This is a genomic window from Lutimaribacter pacificus (assembly GCF_900142185.1).
GTDB classification, from domain to species: Bacteria; Pseudomonadota; Alphaproteobacteria; order Rhodobacterales; family Rhodobacteraceae; genus Lutimaribacter; species Lutimaribacter pacificus.
In genome coordinates this window covers 169,867-189,586 of sequence record NZ_FQZZ01000003.1, presented here as the reverse complement: position 1 = coordinate 189,586, position 19,720 = coordinate 169,867, and the positions used below count along the sequence as shown (strand labels likewise).

Genomic DNA, 19,720 nt, shown 5'->3' with positions numbered 1-19,720 from the left:
TGCCGCCATGGCCGCTTTGCTCGATACCGTCGATCCCGACGGGCTGCTGGAATATTCGGTCGTCTTCACCGACCGGTCGCTCAACCACATGTCGGCCAGTTTCCAGCAGGTGATGCGCGACATCTCGGACATGCTGAAAGAGGTCTACAATGCCGACGGCGTGGCGCTGGTGCCCGGCGGCGGCACCTACGCGATGGAGGCGGTGGCCCGCCAGTTCGGCCATGACGCCCACGCGCTGATCGTGCGCAACGGCTGGTTCTCGTTCCGCTGGAGCCAGATTTTCGACGCCGGGCAATTCACCCGCGACACCACCGTCTTCAAGGCCCGCCAGACCGGCAATGGCGTGCAGGCGCCCTTTGCCCCCGCGCCGATCGACGAGGTGACGCAGGCCATCCGCGACGCCCAGCCCGACGTGGTGTTCGCGCCGCATGTGGAAACCAGCGCGGGCCTGATCCTGCCCGACGATTATATCGCGCGGCTGGCGCAGGCCGCGCATGACGTGGGCGCGCTGATGGTGCTCGATTGCATCGCCAGCGGCTGCGCCTGGGTCGACATGAAGGCCACCGGCGTCGACGTGCTGATCTCGGCCCCGCAAAAGGGCTGGTCGGCCTCGCCCTCGGCCGGGCTTGTGATGATGTCCGACCGCGCGCTGGCCCGGCTGGCGGAAACCGCGTCCGACAGTTTCGCGCTCGACCTGAAGAAATGGCGCGCGATCATGGAGGCCTATGAAAACGGCGGCCACGCCTACCACGCCACCATGCCCACCGACGCGCTGCGCGCCTTCCGCGACACGATGCTCGAAACCCGCGATTACGGGTTCGAAAAGCTGCGCCAGGCGCAATGGGATCTGGGCGATGGCGTGCGCGCGATGCTCAAGGACAAGGGTGTGGCGTCGGTGGCCGCCGAGGGCTTCGGCGCGCCGGGCGTGGTGGTCAGTTACACCACCGATCCCGATATCCAGAACGGCAGGAAATTCGCGGCGCTGGGTATGCAGATCGCCGCCGGCGTGCCGCTGCAATGCGACGAGCCCGAGGGCTTCATGACCTTCCGGCTGGGCCTGTTCGGGCTGGACAAGCTCTATGACGTGCCCGCCGCGCTGGACCGGCTGAAAAAGGTGGTGGATCAGGTGCTCTGATCCTCTTCATCGTTCTGCAAGTACTCGGGGGTGAGGGCCGGTTCGCGCGACAGCGCGATGAAACGTCCAGTGGACCTTTCAAGGCCCGAACGGGCGGAGCCCCGGGGATTGACCGCAGGCCGAGGGGGCAAAGCCCCCTCACGCCCAGCCCTCAACCCCGCGCGCCAAGGCCCATCTGCATCATCGTGCGACGCACCGCGGGCAGCGCATAGATCGCGTTCAGCCCCATCATCCGCAGGTCGCGCAGCGGCTGGGCCGACACCATCGAGGCGCGGTTCAGCACGTCGATACCGGTGACCCGCGCCTGCACCTCCGGGTGGCGGCGGCGGTGATAGGTTTCCAGCATCCTCGCATCGCCCAGCCGCTCGGGCGCGGCCTCGGCCAGATCCAGCAGCACGCGCATGTCGCCCAGGCTCATGTTCAGCCCCTGCGCGCCGATCGGCGGCACCACATGCGCGGCCTCGGCCACCAGCGCCACGCGCTCGGCATACATGCGCCGCGCGATCTGGCTGATGATCGGCCAGACCGTCCGGCGCGAGGCCAGCGTCAGCGGACCGTAAAGCAGGCAGGACCGGTCGTTCATCGCCGCCTCGAACTCCGGCACGTCCAGGCGCGACAGGCGCATGGCTTCGGGGCCGTGTTCCATCCAGACCACGGCCGAGCTGGGCCGCCCCTCGTAATCTGGCAGCGGCACCAGCGTGAAGGGTCCGCCCGAGCGGTGGATCTCGGTCGAGATATTCTCATGCGGGATCGGGTGGGTGACGGCAAAGGCCAGCGCCTTTTGCCCGTAACGGATGGTTTTCACCGGCACGCCCACCGCCTCGCGCACCGGCGAATTGCGCCCGTCCGCCGCGATCACCAGCCGGCACCGCACCGCGCTGCCGTCCGACAGGCCCACGCGCGCCTCGCCCTCGCGGGTAAAGACGGATCGCGTGCCGGTGCCGGGGCGAAACTCGACATTCGGCATCTCGCCCAGCCGCGCCACCATCTCGCGCCGCAGCAGCCAGTTCGGCAGGTTCCAGCCAAACGGGCGGTCGGAAATGTCCGAGGCGTTGAAATCCCGCGTCAGCCGCGCCGCCGGTTCCGGCCCGCCGGCATCGACGATGCGCATGATCTGCAGGTCGGCGGCATGGGGCGCCAGCCGCGCCCACAGGCCGGCGCGCTCCAGCAGCGCCTGCGCGGGCTGCAGAAAGGCGGTGGTGCGCAGATCGCTGCCTTCGGCGTCGCGCTCGGTCACCGGGGGGGCGGGATCGACGCAGATCACCGAAAATCCCGCGCTTCCGAATACCGCCGCCGCGGTCAGCCCGGCGACACCGCCGCCGGAGACCAGAATATCGACTGTCTGATGGGTCATGGCCTGATGCCTCCTGTCCGGGGGCAATCTAGGCCGGGACGGGGCGGGTTTCCAAGCGGCATCCTGTCCCGTCCGAAATCGCGGTCAGCCGCGGCTGATCAGGATCAGGATGACATACATCACCGGCACCATCGCCAGCGCAGGAAGATAGAGCCCCGGCACGCCCCATTTCGCAATGGCCAGCCCCCAGGCGATCAAGACCATGAGCACGGTCAGCAGGATCTTGCGGGCCAGCACGGTTTCGTCCCTCGCGGGCCTGGTGGCGGGGGCGTGGCTGGTCTGGGTATCGGCAAGGGTCATGGTCGTCCTTTCTGCTTCACAGGTGAAGGACTAGCTAACATTCATGAAAGCGAATGGAAGGCGCGGATTGCCGCAGTGCGACACTGCGCCCCCCTGGATGTCAGACCAGTTTCGACAGGAAGCCTGACAGGTCGTCGGTATGGTGGTGGATATGCGCGGCATGGAGGCGGTCGGGGGCCACGTGGACGGTGCGCATCCCCATCTCGTGCGGGGCGGCCAGGTTGCGCGGATCGTCCTCGAACATCGCGGCGCGTTCGGGCGCCAGCCCGTCCTGTGCGAATATCGTCTCGAACGCCTGCCGCTCGGGCTTGGGCCGGAATTCGGCATGTTCGACGCCATAGATCGCGTCGAACAGCCCGGTCAGCCCGCGCGCGGCCAGCACCCGTTCGGCATAGGGCGCGCTGCCATTGGTGAACACGATGCGCCGCCCCGGCAGGTCGGTGATGGCGGCGGCAAGCTCGGGGTCGGGCACCAGGTGGTCGAGCGATATGTCATGCACCTCGACCAGGTAGGGGCCCGGGTCGATCCCGTGTTCGCGCATCAGCCCGGCCAGCGTGGTGCCGTAAGTGCCCCAGTAATGCCGGCGCAGGTGATTGGCGCGGGCGTGATCCACGCCAAGCTGATCCATGACGAATTGCGTCATGCGCGCCTCGATCTGGTCGAACAGGCGCGCCTGCGGCGGGTACAAGGTGTTGTCGAGGTCGAAGACCCACGCATCCACATGGGCGAATTTTTCACGCGGCATGGCGCGAACCTACTGCGGCGCGGCGCCGCGCACAAGGCGGGGTGGCTTGATTGCGCGGGGCGGACAGGGCAGGTTTGCACGGTTCAGGAAAGGGAACCGCGAATGACCGAATTCAAACCGGCGCAAAAGGATGCCTATACGCTGATCCTCGAGGCGATCGACAGCGGCATATACCGGCCCGGCGACCGCCTTGTGGAAAGCGAACTGGCCGACCGCTTCGGGGTGTCGCGCACGCCCATCCGCGAGGCGCTGCAACGGCTGGAAACGCAGTCGCTGCTGGCGCGGGACGGGCGGTCGCTGATCGTGGCGTCGCTGGACCACAACCAGCTCAGCGAGCTTTACGTGGTGCGCGCCGAGCTTGAGGGGCTGGCCGCCCGGCTGGCCGCGCGCCACGCCACCGAGGAAGAGATCCGCGTGCTGCGCGATATGGTCGAGGAGGACCGCACGCTTGTCGATCAGCCCAAGGCGCTGAGCCGCGCCAACCGCCGCTTTCACAAGCAGATCCACCTGGCCAGCCACAACCGCTACCTGGTGCAGCAGCTTGACCTCGTGCACCGCTCGATGGCGCTGATGGCCACCACCTCGATCGCGGCCGAGGGCCGGGGGCAGGACACGATCGCCGAGCATAATGCCATCGTCGATGCCATCGCCAAGCGCGACGAGCAGACCGCCTACCAGATGCTGAAGGATCATATCTCAAAGGCGTTCGTGACCCGGCTCAAGCTCGATTCCGGGGCGATCAAGCGCCTGGAGGAGTAGCCCGCGACCGCGCAGCGGCAGCGACAGCCCATGCGCCGTCTTGTCCCAGTAGAAGGGCGCGGCCACCAGTTCCCACAGCGCCTTGTAGGCGGCGATGCAGCCCAGCGGGAAATAGAGATGCATCGCCGGCAGCCACGGGACCAGGTGCCGGTGGTCGCGCCCGCGCACCGCGATCAGCGCCGCGCCCAGCGTCAGGATCTCGATACCCAGGAACAGCTTGCCCATGGTCCACAGTATCTCGCGCGGAAGGAAGGTTTCCAGCGGGTGCCACAGCCCCAGCGGGATCAGCCAGAACGACCATAGAAGCGGCGCCAGCAGGAATTGCGACAGCGCGGTGATGAAGTGGGTCTGCATCCCAAGGAACCGCCACGGGCCGATCTGGCGCCACAGCAGCCCCGGGCGGCGCATGTGCACCATCCACGTGACCATGTAGCCCTTGAGCCAGCGCGAGCGTTGCCGCACCCACGGCCAGAGGTGGCAATTCGCCTCTTCGCCGGTGGTGGTGGCGATCATCTCGGTGCGGTATCCGTGGCGCGCCAGGCGAAAGCCCAGGTCGGCATCCTCGGTCACGTTATGGGCGTCCCAGCCACCCAGCCGTTCCAGCGCGTCGCGGCGAAAGAACAGCGTCGTGCCGCCCAGCGGGATGGCAAAGCCCAGCCGCGCCATGCCCGGCATCATCACCCGGAACCAGGTGGCGTATTCCACGGTGAAACAGCGCGCCAGCCAGGTCTGGCGCGGGTTGTAGTAATCCAGCACCCCCTGCAGGCAGACCACGTCGTCCGGCGCGGTCAGGAAACGCGCGGCGATCCGGTCGACCTGGTCGGGGGCGGGGGCGTCCTCGGCATCCCAGATGCCGATGATGTCGCCGCGGCAGAAATCCAGCGCATAGTTCATCGCGCGCGGTTTCGTGCGCGGATGGCCGTCGGGCACCACCACCACCCGCATCCAGGGCGGCAGGGTCGCATCCTCCAGCACCTCGCGGGTCAGGTCGTCGGCCTCCTCCAGCACCAGTACCACGTCGAGCAGCGCCTTGGGATAGGTTAGCCGCGACAGGCGTTCCACCAGCACGGTGGCCACGTCACGCTCACGAAAGAGCGGCACGAGGACCGACACGCGCGGCAGTTTCCCGGCCGGCGGCGGCGGCAGGCCGGGGCGGCGGCGTGGGGTGGTCAGAAATGCCAGCACCGCGGCGCTTTTGTGCAGCCCGGCCACCAGCAGGGTGAAGCTGGCCCAGAGCACGAGCGCGGTGAACACCTGCACCGGAAAGGCCAGCGTCAGCGCAAGGCACAGCACCAGCCCCGCCAGCGTGAGGGCGATTCGCCGCCCCGGCGCCTTGCCCCAGTTGCGGCAGCTTTCGCTTTCCGGCACGCGGGCCGAGGCGGCGGCGGTCAGGGTGTTGCGGGCGATGGCGGCCACGCGGTCCTGTATCGCGGCCTCGGTGGCGATGATGACCGGCGCGTCCCGCCAGCGGTCGGGCAGGGCGGCGCGCTGCGTGGCCAGCCGCTCGGGCCGCGCCACCACGAGGCATGGCCGCCCGCCCGGCAGCCGCGCGGGCAGTATGGCCATGCGCAGGCAGGTGGCCGGCCCCAGCGCGTGAACGCCCGCCGGATCGGGGCTGTGCCGCGAGGGATCGAAAAGCGGCACGCCAAGATAGCCCGCCTGCGCCGCCGCCATCGCATCGGGCGACATCGCGCCGTTGCCCAGCAGCAGCTCGGCCAGCGTCGCATCCTGATGGCGCAGGGCGCTTTGTGCGTTCAGCAGAACCGACGGCGCCACCGCGCCCGAGCGGCGCAGGTACGCCGCGAGGTTGCGGGCCGGTTTCGCGGCGGGCGCGGGGGCGCGGCGCGTGTCTGGGCGGGGTCTGGCCACTGTCGCATTCCTTTCCTTGCGGTCAGGATGCGCCGGCCGGGGTTAATTACGGGTTAAACCGCGCGGTTCCGGGGCGAAATCGCGCGGTTTTCAGCCCGCCTTGCGCGCGGCCATCGACCCGGCGAAGCGTTCGAACAGGTAGAAACTGTCCTGCGGGCCGGGGCTGGCCTCGGGGTGATACTGCACCGAAAAAACCGGCCGGTCGGCCATGCGCAGCCCGCAATTCGACCCGTCGAACAGCGACACATGGGTTTCCTTCACCCCCTCGGGCAAGGTCTGGCTGTCGACCGCGAAACCGTGGTTCATCGAGGTGATCTCGACCTTGCCGGTTTCCAGGTCCTTGACCGGGTGGTTGGCGCCGTGGTGGCCGTGGTTCATCTTGATCGTGCGGGCACCGAGCGCCAGCGCCAGCATCTGGTGGCCGAGGCAGATGCCGAAGACCGGCAGATCGGTCTTGTCCAGAACCTGCCGGATCATCGGCACCGCGTATTCCCCGGTGGCCGCCGGGTCGCCGGGGCCGTTCGACAGGAACACGCCGTCGGGGTCATGCGCCAGCACCTCGTCGGCGGTGGCGGTGGCGGGCAGCACGGTCACGTCGCAACCCGCCGAGGCGAGGCAGCGCAGGATGTTGCGCTTGGCGCCGTAATCGACGGCGACGACCTTGAATTGCGGGTCGGTCTGCGGCGCATAGCCCTGCGGCCAGGCCCACCGCATCTCGTTCCAGCGATAGCTTTGCGCGCAGGTCACGTCCTTGGCAAGGTCGAGCCCTTCGAGGCCGGAAAACGCGCGGGCGCGGGCCACGAGCGCCTCGACATCGAACTTGCCGTCGGGGTTGTGTTCCAGCGCCACGTGCGGTGCGCCCTGCTGGCGGATCGCGCGGGTCAGGCGGCGGGTGTCCACGCCGCCGATGGCGATGCGCCCGCGCCGGGCCAGCCAGTCCGACAGCGGCTCGGCCGCGCGCCAGTTGCTGGGTTCGGTCGGGTCCCACTTGACCACCATGCCGTCGGCGACCGGATCGGCGGTTTCGTCGTCGTCGGGGTTCACGCCGACATTGCCGACATGGGGGAAGGTGAAGGTCACGATCTGCCCGGCATAGGAGGGGTCGGTCATGATCTCCTGGTAGCCGGTCATCGCGGTGTTGAAGCACAGCTCGGCCTGGGCCTGCCCGGTGGCGCCGAAGCCGCGCCCGTAGAACAGCGTGCCATCCGCAAGGGCAAGGCAGGCGGTGGGGCGGGATGTCTGCGACATGGGGGAATCCTCCGGGCGGCCAAATTGGCGGATACCTATGCCCGTGGCCTGCGGGGGTCAAGGCCCAAGCGCGGTTGCCAGCGCGGGGTTTTGGCCCTATCTAGACACGTTCAGGAGAACCCGAGGGGATGGGATCCGACATGGATATGCGAGAGAGGATTGCCGCGGCGCTGAAGCAGGCAATGAAGGACAAACAGGCCGAGAGGCTGTCGACCCTGCGGTTGATCAACGCCGCGATCAAGGACCGCGATATCGCGGCGCGCGGCACCGGCGAAGAGTCCGGGGTGGGCGATGCCGAGGTTCTGGCGATCCTCGGCAAGATGGCCAAGCAGCGCCAGGAAAGCGCGCGCGCCTATGAAGAGGGCGGGCGGCTGGACCTGGCCGAGCGGGAGCGCGCCGAGATCGGCGTGATCGAGGAATTCCTGCCGCGGCAACTGAGCGACAAGGAAGTGGCCAGGGCCATCGACGGCGCCATCGCCGAGATCGGAGCGGAGTCGATCCGCGACATGGGCAAGGTGATGGGCGCGCTCAAGTCGAAATACACCGGGCAGATGGATTTCGGATCGGTCGGCCCGATGGTCAAGGACCGGCTGAGCGCCTGACCGGGCGCGGAGGCCGCAAGAGGAAGGACCCCGCCGGGCGATGCGCCGCGGCGGGGTTTTTCGTGGCGGCGGGCGCCTCCGGCGGGAGTATTTTGGGAACGATGAAGCGGCGGGCGCCTATGGCGTGCCGGTGGCGCGGGCCTCGGCCAGCGCGCTGGCCAGTTCGCCATAGAGCGTCCGGCGTTCGTCCTCGGACAGGAAGGCGCCGATTTCGACCGTGCGGCCATTGCCGGTGAGCGTGACGTAACAGGGCACCGGGCCGCCGGTCTGGTGCATCTCGGCGCGGGCCCAGTAGCTGTTGGCCTCCCATTCCAGCGGGGCGGCCCGGCGGGCGGTGCGGCGGAGGTGGATACGGTCGGGATCGAGGGTCAGAACCTCGAGTATCTCGCCGTCGCGGTAGCTGCGTTCCAGCGCCCACCACAGCCCCGCCACCACCAGCAGCAGAAAGGGCAGCAGCCCCCACAGCACGAAGGTGCCCAGCAGCGGGTAGAGCGGGACGGTGATCAGCGCGAAGGTGGCCAGGATGAAGGCGGCGAAACCGCGCCGCGGCAGCGAGCGGTGCGGCCAGAGTTCCAGCCGGCGCGCGGTTTTGGATATGTCCGTCCAGCGATAGGGCATGGGGTCCTGTAGCGGCTGATGTCGAAAAGGAAAGGGGCCCGGACATGTTGTCCGGGCCCCGATCCGTTCAGGTCAGAGCGTGGCCCTTAGTGGGCGTGGCTCCTGTCCCAGTCTTCCTGCCTGGGCAGCTGCTCGAACGTGTGTTCGGGCGGCGGGCTGGGCAGGGTCCATTCCAGCGTGTCGGCGTATTCGTTCCACGGGTTCGCCTCGGTCACGCGGGCGCCGCGGAACAGCGCGTAGAACACGATGCCGAAGAAGAACACGAAGGACGCGAAGCTGATGAAGGCGCCGATCGACGACCAGTAGTTCCAGACCGCGAAGGCCTCGGGGTAGTCGATGTAGCGGCGCGGCATCCCCTGGCGGCCCAGGAAGTGCTGCGGGAAGAAGGTCAGGTTCGCACCGATGAACATCGCCCAGAAATGCAGCTTGCCCGCCCATTCCGGGTACATCCGGCCGGTCATCTTGGGGAAGTAGAAATAGATCCCCGCGAAGATGGCGAACACGGCGCCGAGGCTCATCACGTAGTGGAAGTGGGCCACCACGTAATAGGTGTCGTGATAGGCACGGTCGACGCCCGCCTGGCTGAGCACCACGCCGGTCACGCCGCCGACGGTGAACAGGAACAGAAAGCCGAAGGCCCAGAGCATCGGCGTGCGGAACTCGATCGAGCCGCCCCACATCGTCGCGATCCAGCTGAACACCTTGACGCCCGTCGGCACCGCGATGACCATCGTGGCCAGCATGAAATAGCTCTGCTGGGTCAGCGACATGCCCACGGTGTACATGTGGTGCGCCCACACGACGAAGCCGAGGAAACCGATGGCGATAAGGGCCCAGACCATCGGCAGGTAGCCGAAGATCGGCTTGCGCGAGAAGGTCGAGATCACGTGGCTGATGATGCCGAAGCCCGGAAGGATGATGATATACACCTCGGGGTGGCCGAAGAACCACAGGATGTGCTGATACAGGATCGGGTCACCGCCGCCGGCCGGGTCGAAGAAGGTCGTGCCGAAGTTGCGATCGGTCAGCAGCATGGTGATGGCGCCCGCCAGGACCGGCAGCGACAGCAGGATCAGCCACGAGGTGACGAAGATCGACCAGGCGAACAGCGGCACCTTGAACAGCGTCATGCCCGGCGCGCGCATGTTCAGGAAGGTGGTGATCATGTTGATCGCGCCCAGGATCGACGAGGCGCCCGAGACGTGCACCGCGAAGATCGCAAGGTCCATCGACATCCCGCCCTCGTTCACCGAAAGCGGCGGGTAGAGCACCCAGCCCACGCCCGAGCCGAGCTGGTCGTTGCCGCCCGGCGCCAGCAGCGAGGCCACGCCCAGCGAGGTGCCGGCCACGTAGAGCCAGTAGGACAGGTTGTTCATCCGCGGGAACGCCATGTCGGGCGCGCCGATCTGCAGCGGCATGAAATAGTTGCCGAAGCCGCCGAACAGCGCCGGAATGACGACGAAGAACATCATCAGGACGCCGTGATAGGTGATCATCACGTTCCACAGGTGGCCGTTGGGGGTACATTCCCCGGCGGCCGCCGCGGTGAACCGCGCGCCTTCGAGGCACATGTACTGCACGCCGGGCTCCATCAGCTCCAGGCGCATGTAGACGGTGAACAGCACCGAGATCAGGCCGACGATTGCCGCCGTGATCAGGTACAGGATACCGATATCCTTGTGGTTGGTCGACATGAACCAGCGGGTGAAGAAACCGCGCTGATCCTCGTGGTCGTGGCCGTGAATGGCTGCGTCTGCCATTGGCTGCCTCCTGCTTATGTCCCTTGAAGGCGCAGGAATCCCCGCGCCCGGTTATCTATTCGCTTTTTAGAATGGCGGGGCGGGGGCGGCAATGGCGTAGTTTGATCTGGATCAATAAATATTGTCGCACCCTTCGCGGGTGGAAAAAGCCGAAATTTCGGGTGCAATTATTTGATTCCGAAAAGAAAAAGACCGCCGGGCCGGGGCCTGACGGTCTTTTGAAAGATGTGTTTCGGGATCAGCTTTCGCCGGTCAGCGAGGCGAGATAGGCCGCCACGTCTTCGCCGCCCTTGCGCAGCTTGAACGTCATCTTGGACTGGTTCGGGAAGCCCTGCGCGTCGAGCCAGACCCTGGGATCGACGACGTATTCGGTGAGGGCCTCTTCGGTCCAGACGAACCCGGCTTCGGCGGCGGCTTCGAGCCCCTTGCCGTAGCGGAAATCCTCGACGCTGCCGGCCGTGCGGCCGATAACGCCATAGAGGTTGGGGCCGGTGCGGCCCCCCTTTACGATTTCGGTGCCGTCATCGGCCACGATCATATGGCAGGCCTTGCACTTCTTGAATTCGTTTTCGCCCTTGGCGGCGTCGCCATCGGCAAAGGCCGGTGCGGCAAGCGCCATAAGGGCGGCGGCAGTCAGAAACTTGGTCATGTTTTCCTGGTCTCCGGTGGTTGTTTCGCGCGTTCCGCGGCAGAGATATGCGAATGGCGCCGCGCTGCAATGTGATTTTTCCGCGCACCTTTTTCGCGCCCCGGGGTGGGGGACGTCAAGCCCCGTCCCCGAACACATTGCCGAATGCGCGGCGCAGTGCCGTGTCGAGATCGGCCATCGTGACGGGCAAACCCAGGTCGACAAGGCTGGTCACGCCATGCTCGGTTATGCCGCAGGGCACGATGCCGCCGAAATGGTCGAGATCGGGATCGACATTGATCGAGATGCCGTGAAAGCTGACCCATTTGCGCAGGCGGATGCCGATGGCGGCGATCTTGTCCTCGGCCACGGCGCCGGTGGCGGTCAGCGGTTTTTCCGGCCGCGCGACCCAGACGCCGACCCGGCCCTCGCGGATTTCGCCGGTCACGTTGAACTCGGCCAGCGTGGCGATCACCCATGTTTCGAGCTGCTGGACGAAATGCCGCACGTCATGGCCGCGCTGGCCCACGTTCAGCATGACATAGACCACCCGCTGCCCCGGCCCGTGATAGGTATATTGCCCGCCGCGCTTGCTGGGATAGACCGGGAAGCGGTCGGGATCGGTCAGGTCCTGCGGTTTCGCGCTGGTGCCGGCGGTATAGAGCGGCGGGTGTTCGAGCAGCCAGATCGCCTCGTCCGCGCGGCCCTCGGCGATGGCGGCGGCGCGTTCTTCCATCGCGCGGCAGGCGGTGTCGTAATCGGTCAGGCCGTCAGAGATGATCCATTCCACCATGACCTGCGCTTTAGCCCCTCGGGCGCCGCTTGTGAAGGCGGATCAGCCCGGGTGCGTCGCAAGCTCGCGCAGGATGCGGGCACAGGCGTCGATCCCCTGCGCCCCGGTGTAGAGGTATCGCTGGTCGAACACCATCGCCGGCACGCCGGTGACGCCCTGTTGCTGCCAGAATGCCTGCTTGCGGCGCACCTGGTCCGCATGGGCCCCGGTCTCCAGCGCCGCGCGTGCCGCCGCCCGGTCGAGCCCGATGGTCCCGGCCAGTTCCGTCAGCACGGCGATGTCGTCCACATCCAGCCCGGCGCTGAAATGCGCAGCGAAGAGCGCCAGCTTCATGGCGTGCTGCGCGCCCTGTGCCTCGGCCCAGTCCACCAGTTGATGGGCGCGGAACGAGTTGCGCATCCGCGCGTCCGGCCCGTAGGCGAATTCGAACCCCAGCGCCTGACCCCGCTCTTGCAGAACCGCGCGGTTCCGCGCGCTTTGATCGCGGGTGATGCCGTATTTGCGCGTGATGTGTTCGGTCAGATCCTCGCCCCCGGCGGCCATGTCGGGGTTCAGTTCGAACGGATGCCAGCGCAGGCCCAGCCCGATGCCGGTCTGCCGCGCGGCGGCCTCAAGCTCCTTGTAGCCGATGATGCACCAGGGGCACATCACGTCCGACACGATATCGACGCGGATCTGGTCGCGGGTCATGTGCGCTCCTTTCCCCTGGGCAGCAATCCCGCCTCGCGGACAGCCGGGACATAGGTGCGGCTGACCGGAATCTCGTGCCCGGATGTCATCGTCAGAACGGCGCGTTCGCCTTCGCGCCGTGCCGCCTGCACCTGGTCCAGTGCGACCCAGTGCGAACGGTGCACCTGAAGTCCCTTGGTGGCGCCTGTTTCGCGGATCGCGTCGCCCAGCCGCATCAGCAGCAGGTCGCGGCCGCGCGTCGTCACCACCTCGACATAATGATCCTGCACCGAGATCGACACAAGGGGGCCGCGCTTGTCGAGCGGCAGGCGGTCGAGAAAGGACGGCGGGGAGGGGGGCTCTTGCGTGGTCTGCGCGGTGCGAAAGTGGAACGCGGCGGCGACCAGCACGGCGACGGCCAGTATCCTGGCGACCACCGGCCAGTCCACGCCGGCGCCGGGGGCGAAGGTGACGGCATTCAGGGCAAGGACGATGCCGGTGGCCGCAAGCCCCGATGCCAGGGTCGCCAGCACGGCCGTCATCGCGCCGGGGCCCCCGGTCGCCGCGACCAGCCGGTTGACCAGAACGCCGGCGGGAAATGTCAGCAGGGCAACCGCGGCCCAGTAGAGCAGGCGCGGCAGTATCGTCAACGCATCGCCGGTGCCGAACGGCCCCGAAATCACCAGAATCACGACAATCACCGCCGCACCCGTCAGGACCGGCCAGCGCGCCAGAAACCCTCGTGTTTCACGAAGCGCGAGTTGCAGTTTCCCGGATTTCACGCAGTTCCCCCGTCTTTCGGCCCAGCCGGTTTTGCATCCTGCCCGGGCGGGTGCGAGGCCGGTGATGTTTCCCTGTCGATATAGCAAAGCGAAAGGAAATTGACATGACCCTCACGCCTTTCTTCGAGGCCCCGCCGGTGATCCAGCTGCATATCGTGGCCGCGCTGGCGGCCCTGACGCTTGGGCCGGTCGCCTTGCTGCGGCGCAGCCGTGACCGGCTGCACCGGCTTGCAGGGCGGATCTGGGTGGCGGCGATGGCGGTGACGGCGCTGAGTTCATTCTTCATCTACACGATCCGCGTGGTCGGCCCGTTCAGCCCGATCCATGTCTTGTCGGTTGTTACGCTGGCCGGCCTTTGGGAGGGGTTGCGCCATATCCGTGCCGGGCGGATGGCCGACCATCGCCGCACGATGCTGTCGCTTTACGTGTTCGGGATGGGCATACCGGGATTGTTCACCCTTTTGCCGGGCCGCATCATGAGCGCGATCCTGTTTCCCGCGACCCCCTGGGCGGGGTTCTGGTTCGTATGCGGGGCACTGGCGTTGGCAGGGTTTCTCTGGGGAGTATGGCGCCCCGATCACCTGCGCCTGCTGCTGCGGCGGGCGTGAATGCGGGGCAGGGCGGAAAATCCGCCCGGCCGCCCGTTTTTGCCCCTTCACATCGCCGGGCGGGTCGTCTATACGCCCCGTCACCAAGCCAAGATGTGCGGTCGTGGCGGAATTGGTAGACGCGCAGCGTTGAGGTCGCTGTGGGGTAACTCCCGTGGAAGTTCGAGTCTTCTCGACCGCACCATTCTCTTCCCGACAACCGCCCGTAGTCCCGTGTGACGCCCCGTCGCGCGGCTTGGTTCTTTTCATCGCCGGGCCGACGTGCTGATATGGCTGCGAAATGAAATTTCGCAGGTTGGAAAAAGTCCGGGGAGGAGCGGAGCGATGGACATGAATTTCGGTATGCGCGAGGAGACTCGCAAGCTGCTGGCGCGGGTGGCGGACATGATCCGCAACGAGGTTGCGCCGCTGGCCGAGGAATACGAGGAAGAGGTCGCCAGGGGCGATCGCTGGCAGTTCACCGAGCGCCAGACCGAGATCCTGGAAAGCCTCAAGGCCAGGGCGAAATCGCAGGGCTTGTGGAATTTCTGGCTGACCGACAGCGAGCGCGGTTTCGGGCTGAGCACGGTGGAATACGCCTATTTCGCCGAGGAAATGGGCCGCACGCCGCTGGGCGCCGAGGTGTTCAACTGTTCGGCCCCCGATACCGGCAACATGGAGGTGTTCGAACGCTACGGCACCGACAAGATGAAAAAGCAGTGGCTGGAGCCGCTGCTGGAGGGGCAGATCCGCTCGGCCTACCTGATGACGGAACCGGATGTGGCCAGTTCGGACGCCACCAATATCTCGATGTCCTGCGTGCGTGACGGCGACGATTACGTGCTGAACGGCGAGAAATGGTGGGCCAGCGGCGCGGGAGATCCGCGTTGCAAGGTCTATATCGTCATGGTGAAGACCGGCGGCGAGGACGCGCCCAGGCACCGGCGCCATTCGATGATCGTGGTGCCCGCCGGCACGCCGGGGATCGAAACGATCCGCCCGATGATGGTCTACGGGCAGGACGACGCGCCGCACGGACACATGCATATGCGCTTTACCGATGTGCGGGTGCCGGCGGAAAACCTGCTGCTGGGCGAGGGGCGCGGTTTCGAGATCAGCCAGGGGCGGCTCGGGCCGGGGCGCATCCACCATTGCATGCGCGCCATCGGGCAGGCGGAATCGGCGCTGGAGCTGATGTGCAAGCGGTCCCTGGAACGTGAGGCGTTCGGCAAGCCGCTGGCCCAGTTGGGGGCGAATTTCGACATCATCGCGGAATGCCGGATGGAGATCGAACAGGCCCGGCTGCTGTGCCTCAAGGCGGCGTGGTACATGGACCAGGGCGATGCGCGGGCCGCGGCGCCGTGGATTTCGATGATCAAGACGGTGGCGCCGCGCATGGCGCTCAAGGTGATCGACGAGGCGGTGCAGATGCATGGCGGGCAGGGCATCAGCCAGGACACGCCGCTGGCGCATAAATGGACGCAGGTGCGCACCTTGCGGCTGGCCGACGGGCCCGACGCGGTGCACCGCCGCCAGATCGCGCGGGCGGAGCTGAAGAAGCACACGCAGATGAAGATCTGAGCCGCCGGATATGCGAGACGGGGAGGGGCCGGCGCTGTCGGCCCTTCGTTTTTCTCGGGGCGGATGCGTGAATTTGGAGCGGGGCGGAACGGTTGCTTCGGCCGCGACTGACATTTCAAGTTGAGTGCAACGGAGGGTAGCGCACGGCCGCGGTCGGGCGATCCGACGGTTGGGGTTTGGCAGTTTATCGTGCCGCCACTTCCCACCTCTAAACGCGGCACTGGCGGCAGCCAATCGCCCGGCCGGGGGGCGGCCGTGCGATGCCCGGGCCGCTGCGCGGCCGTTCCGGGCGGGGTGTGCCCTTCAACCGGCAGCATCGTCCCGCAGCGCCGATATCCGGTGTTCGCGGCCCGTCTTTGTGGTTGCCGCGCTATTCGGCGGGCTGGAACCCTTCGATCAACTGGCGCAGGCCGAAGGCCGCGCCGGCGATGATCGACAGGAACACGACCGGCGCCGAGAAGGCGAGCATCGAGAAGGCCGAGATGCCCTGCCCGATGGTGCAGCCGAGCGCAATCACCGCGCCCGCGCCCATCAGCGCCGCGCCGGCCAGCTGGCGGCGCAGTTCGCGCGGGTCTTCGCAGGCTTCCCAGCGGAAATGGCCCTTGATGAGCGAGCCGATGAAGGCGCCGACCGCGACGCCTGTCACCGACCCCACCGCGAAGGAGGGCGCGCGGGCCGAGCCGGTCATGGCGTAAAGCAGGGTTTCGCCCACCGGCGCGGAAAAGCTGTGCGAGACGACGGGCAGGGGGGTAAAGCCGTTGGCCGCCACCCAGTAGCTGCCGGCCCAGCCGCTGACAACGGCCACGCCTACCACCACCGCCCAGAAGACCGATCGCGGGCTGGCAAGGAAGCTGCGCGACCACAGCGCGCCCGCGGTGATCGCGGCGCCGATTGTCAGGCCGATCAGCGGCACGGACAGCCCGGTCCATTGATGCAGCAGGTGCGCAAGCCCCGGCGGCATGTCGTTCACCACCTCGGCCTGCGGAAAGGCCCAGTCGCGCAGGATGGCCAGCGGGCCGGACAGCACCAGGTAGGCCGAAACGCCCATGATCACCACGATCACGAAGGCGCGGAAATCGCCGCCGCCCGCCCGTGCGATCGAGCCAAAGCCGCAATTGCCCGCCAGCGCCATGCCATAGCCGAACATCAGCCCGCCCAGCACCGCGGCAAGCGGCATCCAGCGGATCGACAGGTAATAGGAGGTTTCCAGTTCCAGCAGCCCCGCCGCGGCCAGCCCGAAGGTGCCCAGCACCGACACCCCGATGGCCAGAACCCACATCCGCATCCGCAGGTCCGACCCGCCATAGAGCATGTCCTCGATCGCGCCGAGGGTGCAGAACCGGCCAAGCCGTGCGGCCAGGCCCAGCAGGATGCCGCCGCCCATGCCGATCAGGGCGACAAGCGCCTCGTCCGTGATCCAGTCAAACATCCGTAATCCTCCCCCGGTCCGACCCCGGCGAATGGCGGTTTCGCGTCATTCGCAAAAGAGATCGTAAACCATCTCCAGTATACGTTTCGGGCGATCGTCTGCCAATCTGTAATAGATCGCCTTGCCCTCGCGCCGGGGGATGACCAGACCTTCGAGCCGCAGGCGCGACAATTGCTGGCTGACCGCGGCCTGGCGGGCGGACAGCAGGTCTTCGAGTTCGGTAACGGATTTTTCGCCCGAGACGAGATGGCACAGGATCATCAGCCGGCCTTCGTGGCTGACGGCCTTGAGGAAGTTGGACGCCAGGGTGGCGTTCTCGACGATGCGCTCCATCTCGTCGTCCGAGATGCCCTTGTCGAATACCGGCAACGTCACGTCATCATCCCTCCGATGGCCGCCTTGCCATGGCGGCTTTCGTTGTTCTTGCGACTGGTCCGGCCCATGCACATGCAGGCCAGGGGCGGTCAGCCGGGCCCGTCATATCCTGTCTTCCCGGTCAGCAGGCGATGCAGCAGACCCCAGAAGAAATCTTCGCCCGGATGTCCCTCGATCCGGCCCAGTTCGCGGCCATCCTCAACCAGAACGAATGTCGGTGTAAAGATCACGCGCGACGCAAATTCGACGCCCTCGGGCGGGGCGTCGGATATATCGACCATGCGCAGCGGCGCGTACCGGCCCATCTCGGTGTTGGGATAGGCGGGGCCGATGTCTTTCTTCCATGCGATGCAGTATTGGCAACCGTCACGTTCGACCATGATAAGCTCGGCCGCCAGGGCGGGCACCGCCGCCAGGCCGGCCGCGAGACAGAGGATGGCGATCCTGATGGTTATCATGAAACTTCCGATTGACTACGATGGTATACAAAACATAATCTGAATATGTGAATTTCACAAGGGATCGTATTGTCACATGGACGTCACCTTTGCCGGCGCGGCGCTTGCCGGGTTTCTTGCCTTCTTCACCCCTTGTATCCTGCCCATGGTGCCCTTCTACCTAAGCTACATGGCCGGCCTGTCGATGGCCGAGCTGCGCGGCGAGGGCGAGGGCGGGATCGCGCCGGGGGCGCAGCGCCGGCTGTTCCTGTCGGCGGTGTTCTTCGCGCTGGGCGTGACCAGCATCTTCATGCTGATGGGGATGGGCGCGACGGCGCTTGGGCAGGTCTTCCGCGACTGGTTCGACGTTCTGCGCTATGTTGCGGCGGGGCTGATCTTTGTGTTCGGGTTGCATTTCCTGGGCATCATACGGATCGGCATCCTGTACCGCGAGGCGCGGATGGAATCGAAGATGGACCCAAGTTCGGTGATCGGGGCCTATGTCATGGGCCTGGCCTTCGGCTTCGGGTGGAGCGCCTGCGTCGGCCCTGTGCTGGCGACGATCCTGATGATCGCCAGCGGCATGGGCGAGGTCTGGCGCGGCGGGCTGTTGCTGGGGCTGTTCGGGATCGGCATGACCGCCCCCTTCGTCGTCGCCGCGATATTCGCGCGGCCGTTCCTGAACTGGGTGCAGCGTAACCGCAAATACCAGCCCTATGTCGAAAAGGCGCTGGGTGTCATGCTGGTCGTGTTCGCGATCCTGATCGCAACGGGCACGATCAACGAGATTGCAAACTGGATGATCGAGGTTTTCCCCGTGTTCTCGCGAATCGGGTGACGGAGCCAACTGGGAGGATGACATGAAGAAACTGATTGCTGGGTTTTGGGCCGTTCTGTTCGCGCTGCCGGTGATGGCGGCACCGGTCGGCGATGACGGGCTGCACAAGGAGCCCTGGATGCGCGACACCTTCAAGGACCTGCAGGAGGATCTGGCCGAGGCCAATGCCGAGGGCAAGCGCCTGGTGCTGATGGTCGAGCAGCGCGGCTGCATCTATTGCAAGAAGATGCACGAGGAAATCTATCCTCGTGAGGAGATATCCTCTTATATCGGCGAGAATTTCTTTGTCGTTCAGATCAACCTGCATGGCGACACCGAGATGGTGGACACCGATGGCGAGGCGCTGAGCGAGAAGGCGGCGGCGCGCAAATGGGGGATTCTCTTTACCCCCACGGTGATCTTCCTGCCCGAAGAGGTGCCGCAGGACGTGTCGGTCAGGGATGCCGCCGTTGCGATCATGCCCGGCGCCTTTGGCGAACAGACCACGTATGATATGTTCGTCTGGGTGAACGAGAAACTCTATGAGCTTGATAACGACGAGGATTTCCAGCGTTACCACGCAAGAAAAATTCAAGAACGCCAGCAGAAAAGCAACGATTGATCGCGTTGGGTGAAAATCAAAAATTCATAATCGTGAATTTGATGTTGCAAACGGGTGGCCCGGTGAACTACGGTATACTGAGCCAACTCGGTCACAAGAGATACAAGAGCTGAATCCATGGGAGGAATCATGAAGCTTGCAACACTGACACTGGCGGCGACGCTGGTCGCGGGCGTGGCGGCGGCGGCGGATGCCGTTGCACCGGGCGATGTGGAATTCGACGAATACGGCGCCGTGGCGACCTCGCTGACGGGTCAGCCGGGCGATCCCGCCGAGGGTGAGAAGGTCATGACGAACCGCGGCCTTGGCAATTGCGTCGCCTGTCACCAGGCCAACGTGCTGGAATATGCGCAGTTCCTCGGCAATGTCGGCCCCAGCCTCGACGGTGTGGCGGATCGCTGGAACGAGGCCGAGCTGCGCGGCATCCTCGTGAACGCCAAGAAGACCTATGAGGGCACGGTGATGCCCGCCTATTACAAGGTCGACGGATTCACCCGCCCCGGCAATGCCTATACCGGCAAGGCCGCGGACGATTCGTTCGGCCCGCTGCTGACCGCGCAGCAGGTCGAGGACGTCATCGCGTTCCTGGGCACTCTGAAGGAAGAGTGAC

22 protein-coding genes and 1 tRNA gene are annotated in these 19,720 nt (G+C 66.2%); 9 read left to right on the top strand and 14 right to left on the bottom strand.

Features of this window, described 5'->3' with window-relative positions:
- Positions 1-7: 7 nt before the first annotated feature.
- The gene (locus tag F3H87_RS09720; protein WP_149788931.1) at positions 8-1,135 is read left to right on the top strand and encodes an aminotransferase class V-fold PLP-dependent enzyme; all 1,128 of its coding nucleotides are present in this window, start codon (positions 8-10) and stop codon (positions 1,133-1,135) included.
- Positions 1,136-1,286: 151 nt separating this feature from the next.
- On the opposite strand, the gene F3H87_RS09715 is transcribed toward F3H87_RS09720, so the two are convergent.
- The 3 genes from F3H87_RS09715 to F3H87_RS09705 all read right to left on the bottom strand — a co-directional run bounded on the left by F3H87_RS09715 (position 1,287) and on the right by F3H87_RS09705 (position 3,534).
- On the bottom strand, positions 1,287-2,489 hold the full coding sequence (locus F3H87_RS09715; RefSeq protein ID WP_149788932.1) for a UbiH/UbiF family hydroxylase: 1,203 nt from the start codon (positions 2,487-2,489) through the stop codon (positions 1,287-1,289).
- Positions 2,490-2,573: 84 nt separating this feature from the next.
- Positions 2,574-2,789: a hypothetical protein gene (locus tag F3H87_RS09710; protein WP_149788933.1), complete on the bottom strand. Its 216-nt coding sequence runs from the start codon at positions 2,787-2,789 to the stop codon at positions 2,574-2,576.
- A gap of 100 nt (positions 2,790-2,889) precedes the next feature.
- On the bottom strand, positions 2,890-3,534 hold the full coding sequence (locus F3H87_RS09705; protein ID WP_149788934.1) for a pyrimidine 5'-nucleotidase: 645 nt from the start codon (positions 3,532-3,534) through the stop codon (positions 2,890-2,892).
- Between the two features lie 102 nt (positions 3,535-3,636).
- Here F3H87_RS09705 and F3H87_RS09700 point away from each other — a divergent pair, with 102 nt between their 5' ends.
- The gene (locus F3H87_RS09700) at positions 3,637-4,293 is read left to right on the top strand and encodes a GntR family transcriptional regulator (RefSeq protein WP_149788935.1); all 657 of its coding nucleotides are present in this window, start codon (positions 3,637-3,639) and stop codon (positions 4,291-4,293) included.
- Here the strand turns inward: F3H87_RS09700 and F3H87_RS09695 are convergent.
- Positions 4,231-6,162, bottom strand: coding sequence for a glycosyltransferase (locus F3H87_RS09695; RefSeq protein ID WP_188129232.1), 1,932 nt, complete (start codon positions 6,160-6,162; stop codon positions 4,231-4,233). The two genes, F3H87_RS09700 and F3H87_RS09695, sit on opposite strands and share 63 nt — an antisense overlap.
- 90 nt (positions 6,163-6,252) lie before the next feature.
- Positions 6,253-7,410, bottom strand: a complete 1,158-nt coding sequence (gene carA, locus F3H87_RS09690) for a glutamine-hydrolyzing carbamoyl-phosphate synthase small subunit (RefSeq protein ID WP_149788936.1) — start codon at positions 7,408-7,410, stop codon at positions 6,253-6,255.
- A 140-nt stretch (positions 7,411-7,550) separates the two neighbouring features.
- Between carA and F3H87_RS09685 the strand changes: the two genes are divergently transcribed.
- A complete protein-coding gene (locus F3H87_RS09685) occupies positions 7,551-8,012 on the top strand; it encodes a GatB/YqeY domain-containing protein (protein ID WP_149788937.1) in 462 nt (153 codons plus the stop codon).
- Positions 8,013-8,129: 117 nt separating this feature from the next.
- On the opposite strand, the gene F3H87_RS09680 is transcribed toward F3H87_RS09685, so the two are convergent.
- The 6 genes from F3H87_RS09680 to F3H87_RS09655 all read right to left on the bottom strand — a co-directional run bounded on the left by F3H87_RS09680 (position 8,130) and on the right by F3H87_RS09655 (position 13,262).
- A complete protein-coding gene (locus tag F3H87_RS09680; RefSeq protein WP_149788938.1) occupies positions 8,130-8,630 on the bottom strand; it encodes a DUF2244 domain-containing protein in 501 nt (166 codons plus the stop codon).
- A gap of 86 nt (positions 8,631-8,716) precedes the next feature.
- The gene (ctaD, locus tag F3H87_RS09675; protein ID WP_149788939.1) at positions 8,717-10,390 is read right to left on the bottom strand and encodes a cytochrome c oxidase subunit I; all 1,674 of its coding nucleotides are present in this window, start codon (positions 10,388-10,390) and stop codon (positions 8,717-8,719) included.
- A 238-nt stretch (positions 10,391-10,628) separates the two neighbouring features.
- Positions 10,629-11,039, bottom strand: a complete 411-nt coding sequence (locus F3H87_RS09670; RefSeq protein WP_149788940.1) for a c-type cytochrome — start codon at positions 11,037-11,039, stop codon at positions 10,629-10,631.
- A gap of 115 nt (positions 11,040-11,154) precedes the next feature.
- Positions 11,155-11,811 (bottom strand): lipoyl(octanoyl) transferase LipB, encoded by a 657-nt coding sequence (gene lipB / locus F3H87_RS09665; protein WP_149788941.1) that lies wholly within the window; start codon positions 11,809-11,811, stop codon positions 11,155-11,157.
- 42 nt (positions 11,812-11,853) lie between these two features.
- Positions 11,854-12,501 carry a DsbA family oxidoreductase gene (locus tag F3H87_RS09660; protein WP_149788942.1) on the bottom strand — a complete coding sequence of 216 codons (648 nt, stop codon included), beginning with the start codon at positions 12,499-12,501 and terminating at the stop codon, positions 11,854-11,856.
- Complete coding sequence (locus tag F3H87_RS09655; RefSeq protein WP_149788943.1) at positions 12,498-13,262, bottom strand: LytTR family DNA-binding domain-containing protein; 765 nt, start codon at positions 13,260-13,262, stop codon at positions 12,498-12,500. Before F3H87_RS09655 ends, F3H87_RS09660 begins: the two co-directional genes overlap by 4 nt.
- A 104-nt stretch (positions 13,263-13,366) precedes the next feature.
- On the opposite strand from F3H87_RS09655, the gene F3H87_RS09650 reads away from it, so the two are divergent.
- The 3 genes from F3H87_RS09650 to F3H87_RS09640 all read left to right on the top strand — a co-directional run bounded on the left by F3H87_RS09650 (position 13,367) and on the right by F3H87_RS09640 (position 15,430).
- Positions 13,367-13,870, top strand: a complete 504-nt coding sequence (locus tag F3H87_RS09650) for a DUF2306 domain-containing protein (protein WP_149788944.1) — start codon at positions 13,367-13,369, stop codon at positions 13,868-13,870.
- A 97-nt stretch (positions 13,871-13,967) separates the two neighbouring features.
- A tRNA-Leu gene (locus F3H87_RS09645) sits at positions 13,968-14,054 on the top strand.
- 140 nt (positions 14,055-14,194) lie between these two features.
- Entirely contained in the window at positions 14,195-15,430 is a 1,236-nt protein-coding gene (locus F3H87_RS09640; RefSeq protein WP_149788945.1) for an acyl-CoA dehydrogenase family protein, read from the top strand.
- A 370-nt stretch (positions 15,431-15,800) separates the two neighbouring features.
- On the opposite strand, the gene F3H87_RS09635 is transcribed toward F3H87_RS09640, so the two are convergent.
- The 3 genes from F3H87_RS09635 to F3H87_RS09625 all read right to left on the bottom strand — a co-directional run bounded on the left by F3H87_RS09635 (position 15,801) and on the right by F3H87_RS09625 (position 17,692).
- Entirely contained in the window at positions 15,801-16,859 is a 1,059-nt protein-coding gene (locus tag F3H87_RS09635) for a YeeE/YedE family protein (RefSeq protein WP_149788946.1), read from the bottom strand.
- Positions 16,860-16,904: 45 nt separating this feature from the next.
- Positions 16,905-17,192: an ArsR/SmtB family transcription factor gene (locus F3H87_RS09630; protein WP_149788987.1), complete on the bottom strand. Its 288-nt coding sequence runs from the start codon at positions 17,190-17,192 to the stop codon at positions 16,905-16,907.
- Between the two features lie 131 nt (positions 17,193-17,323).
- Positions 17,324-17,692: a thioredoxin domain-containing protein gene (locus tag F3H87_RS09625; protein WP_149788947.1), complete on the bottom strand. Its 369-nt coding sequence runs from the start codon at positions 17,690-17,692 to the stop codon at positions 17,324-17,326.
- A 76-nt stretch (positions 17,693-17,768) separates the two neighbouring features.
- Here F3H87_RS09625 and F3H87_RS09620 point away from each other — a divergent pair, with 76 nt between their 5' ends.
- The 3 genes from F3H87_RS09620 to soxX all read left to right on the top strand — a co-directional run bounded on the left by F3H87_RS09620 (position 17,769) and on the right by soxX (position 19,719).
- Positions 17,769-18,509 carry a cytochrome c biogenesis CcdA family protein gene (locus F3H87_RS09620; RefSeq protein WP_149788948.1) on the top strand — a complete coding sequence of 247 codons (741 nt, stop codon included), beginning with the start codon at positions 17,769-17,771 and terminating at the stop codon, positions 18,507-18,509.
- A gap of 22 nt (positions 18,510-18,531) precedes the next feature.
- The gene (locus F3H87_RS09615; RefSeq protein WP_149788949.1) at positions 18,532-19,110 is read left to right on the top strand and encodes a thioredoxin family protein; all 579 of its coding nucleotides are present in this window, start codon (positions 18,532-18,534) and stop codon (positions 19,108-19,110) included.
- Between the two features lie 129 nt (positions 19,111-19,239).
- Entirely contained in the window at positions 19,240-19,719 is a 480-nt protein-coding gene (gene soxX, locus F3H87_RS09610) for a sulfur oxidation c-type cytochrome SoxX (RefSeq protein ID WP_149788950.1), read from the top strand.
- Position 19,720 lies beyond the last annotated feature (1 nt).

Bases quoted from the DNA above. Each gene is read 5' to 3' on its own strand.
- F3H87_RS09720 (WP_149788931.1), top strand. From the start codon at position 8: ATGGCCGCTTTGCTCGATACCGTCGATCCCGACGGGCTGCTGGAATAT.
- F3H87_RS09715 (WP_149788932.1), bottom strand. From the start codon at position 2,489: ATGACCCATCAGACAGTCGATATTCTGGTCTCCGGCGGCGGTGTCGCC.
- F3H87_RS09710 (WP_149788933.1), bottom strand. From the start codon at position 2,789: ATGACCCTTGCCGATACCCAGACCAGCCACGCCCCCGCCACCAGGCCC.
- F3H87_RS09705 (WP_149788934.1), bottom strand. From the start codon at position 3,534: ATGCCGCGTGAAAAATTCGCCCATGTGGATGCGTGGGTCTTCGACCTC.
- F3H87_RS09700 (WP_149788935.1), top strand. From the start codon at position 3,637: ATGACCGAATTCAAACCGGCGCAAAAGGATGCCTATACGCTGATCCTC.
- carA (WP_149788936.1), bottom strand. From the start codon at position 7,410: ATGTCGCAGACATCCCGCCCCACCGCCTGCCTTGCCCTTGCGGATGGC.
- F3H87_RS09685 (WP_149788937.1), top strand. From the start codon at position 7,551: ATGGATATGCGAGAGAGGATTGCCGCGGCGCTGAAGCAGGCAATGAAG.
- F3H87_RS09680 (WP_149788938.1), bottom strand. From the start codon at position 8,630: ATGCCCTATCGCTGGACGGACATATCCAAAACCGCGCGCCGGCTGGAA.
- ctaD (WP_149788939.1), bottom strand. From the start codon at position 10,390: ATGGCAGACGCAGCCATTCACGGCCACGACCACGAGGATCAGCGCGGT.
- F3H87_RS09670 (WP_149788940.1), bottom strand. From the start codon at position 11,039: ATGACCAAGTTTCTGACTGCCGCCGCCCTTATGGCGCTTGCCGCACCG.
- lipB (WP_149788941.1), bottom strand. From the start codon at position 11,811: ATGGTGGAATGGATCATCTCTGACGGCCTGACCGATTACGACACCGCC.
- F3H87_RS09660 (WP_149788942.1), bottom strand. From the start codon at position 12,501: ATGACCCGCGACCAGATCCGCGTCGATATCGTGTCGGACGTGATGTGC.
- F3H87_RS09650 (WP_149788944.1), top strand. From the start codon at position 13,367: ATGACCCTCACGCCTTTCTTCGAGGCCCCGCCGGTGATCCAGCTGCAT.
- F3H87_RS09640 (WP_149788945.1), top strand. From the start codon at position 14,195: ATGGACATGAATTTCGGTATGCGCGAGGAGACTCGCAAGCTGCTGGCG.
- F3H87_RS09635 (WP_149788946.1), bottom strand. From the start codon at position 16,859: ATGTTTGACTGGATCACGGACGAGGCGCTTGTCGCCCTGATCGGCATG.
- F3H87_RS09630 (WP_149788987.1), bottom strand. From the start codon at position 17,192: ATGGAGCGCATCGTCGAGAACGCCACCCTGGCGTCCAACTTCCTCAAG.
- F3H87_RS09625 (WP_149788947.1), bottom strand. From the start codon at position 17,692: ATGATAACCATCAGGATCGCCATCCTCTGTCTCGCGGCCGGCCTGGCG.
- F3H87_RS09620 (WP_149788948.1), top strand. From the start codon at position 17,769: ATGGACGTCACCTTTGCCGGCGCGGCGCTTGCCGGGTTTCTTGCCTTC.
- F3H87_RS09615 (WP_149788949.1), top strand. From the start codon at position 18,532: ATGAAGAAACTGATTGCTGGGTTTTGGGCCGTTCTGTTCGCGCTGCCG.
- soxX (WP_149788950.1), top strand. From the start codon at position 19,240: ATGAAGCTTGCAACACTGACACTGGCGGCGACGCTGGTCGCGGGCGTG.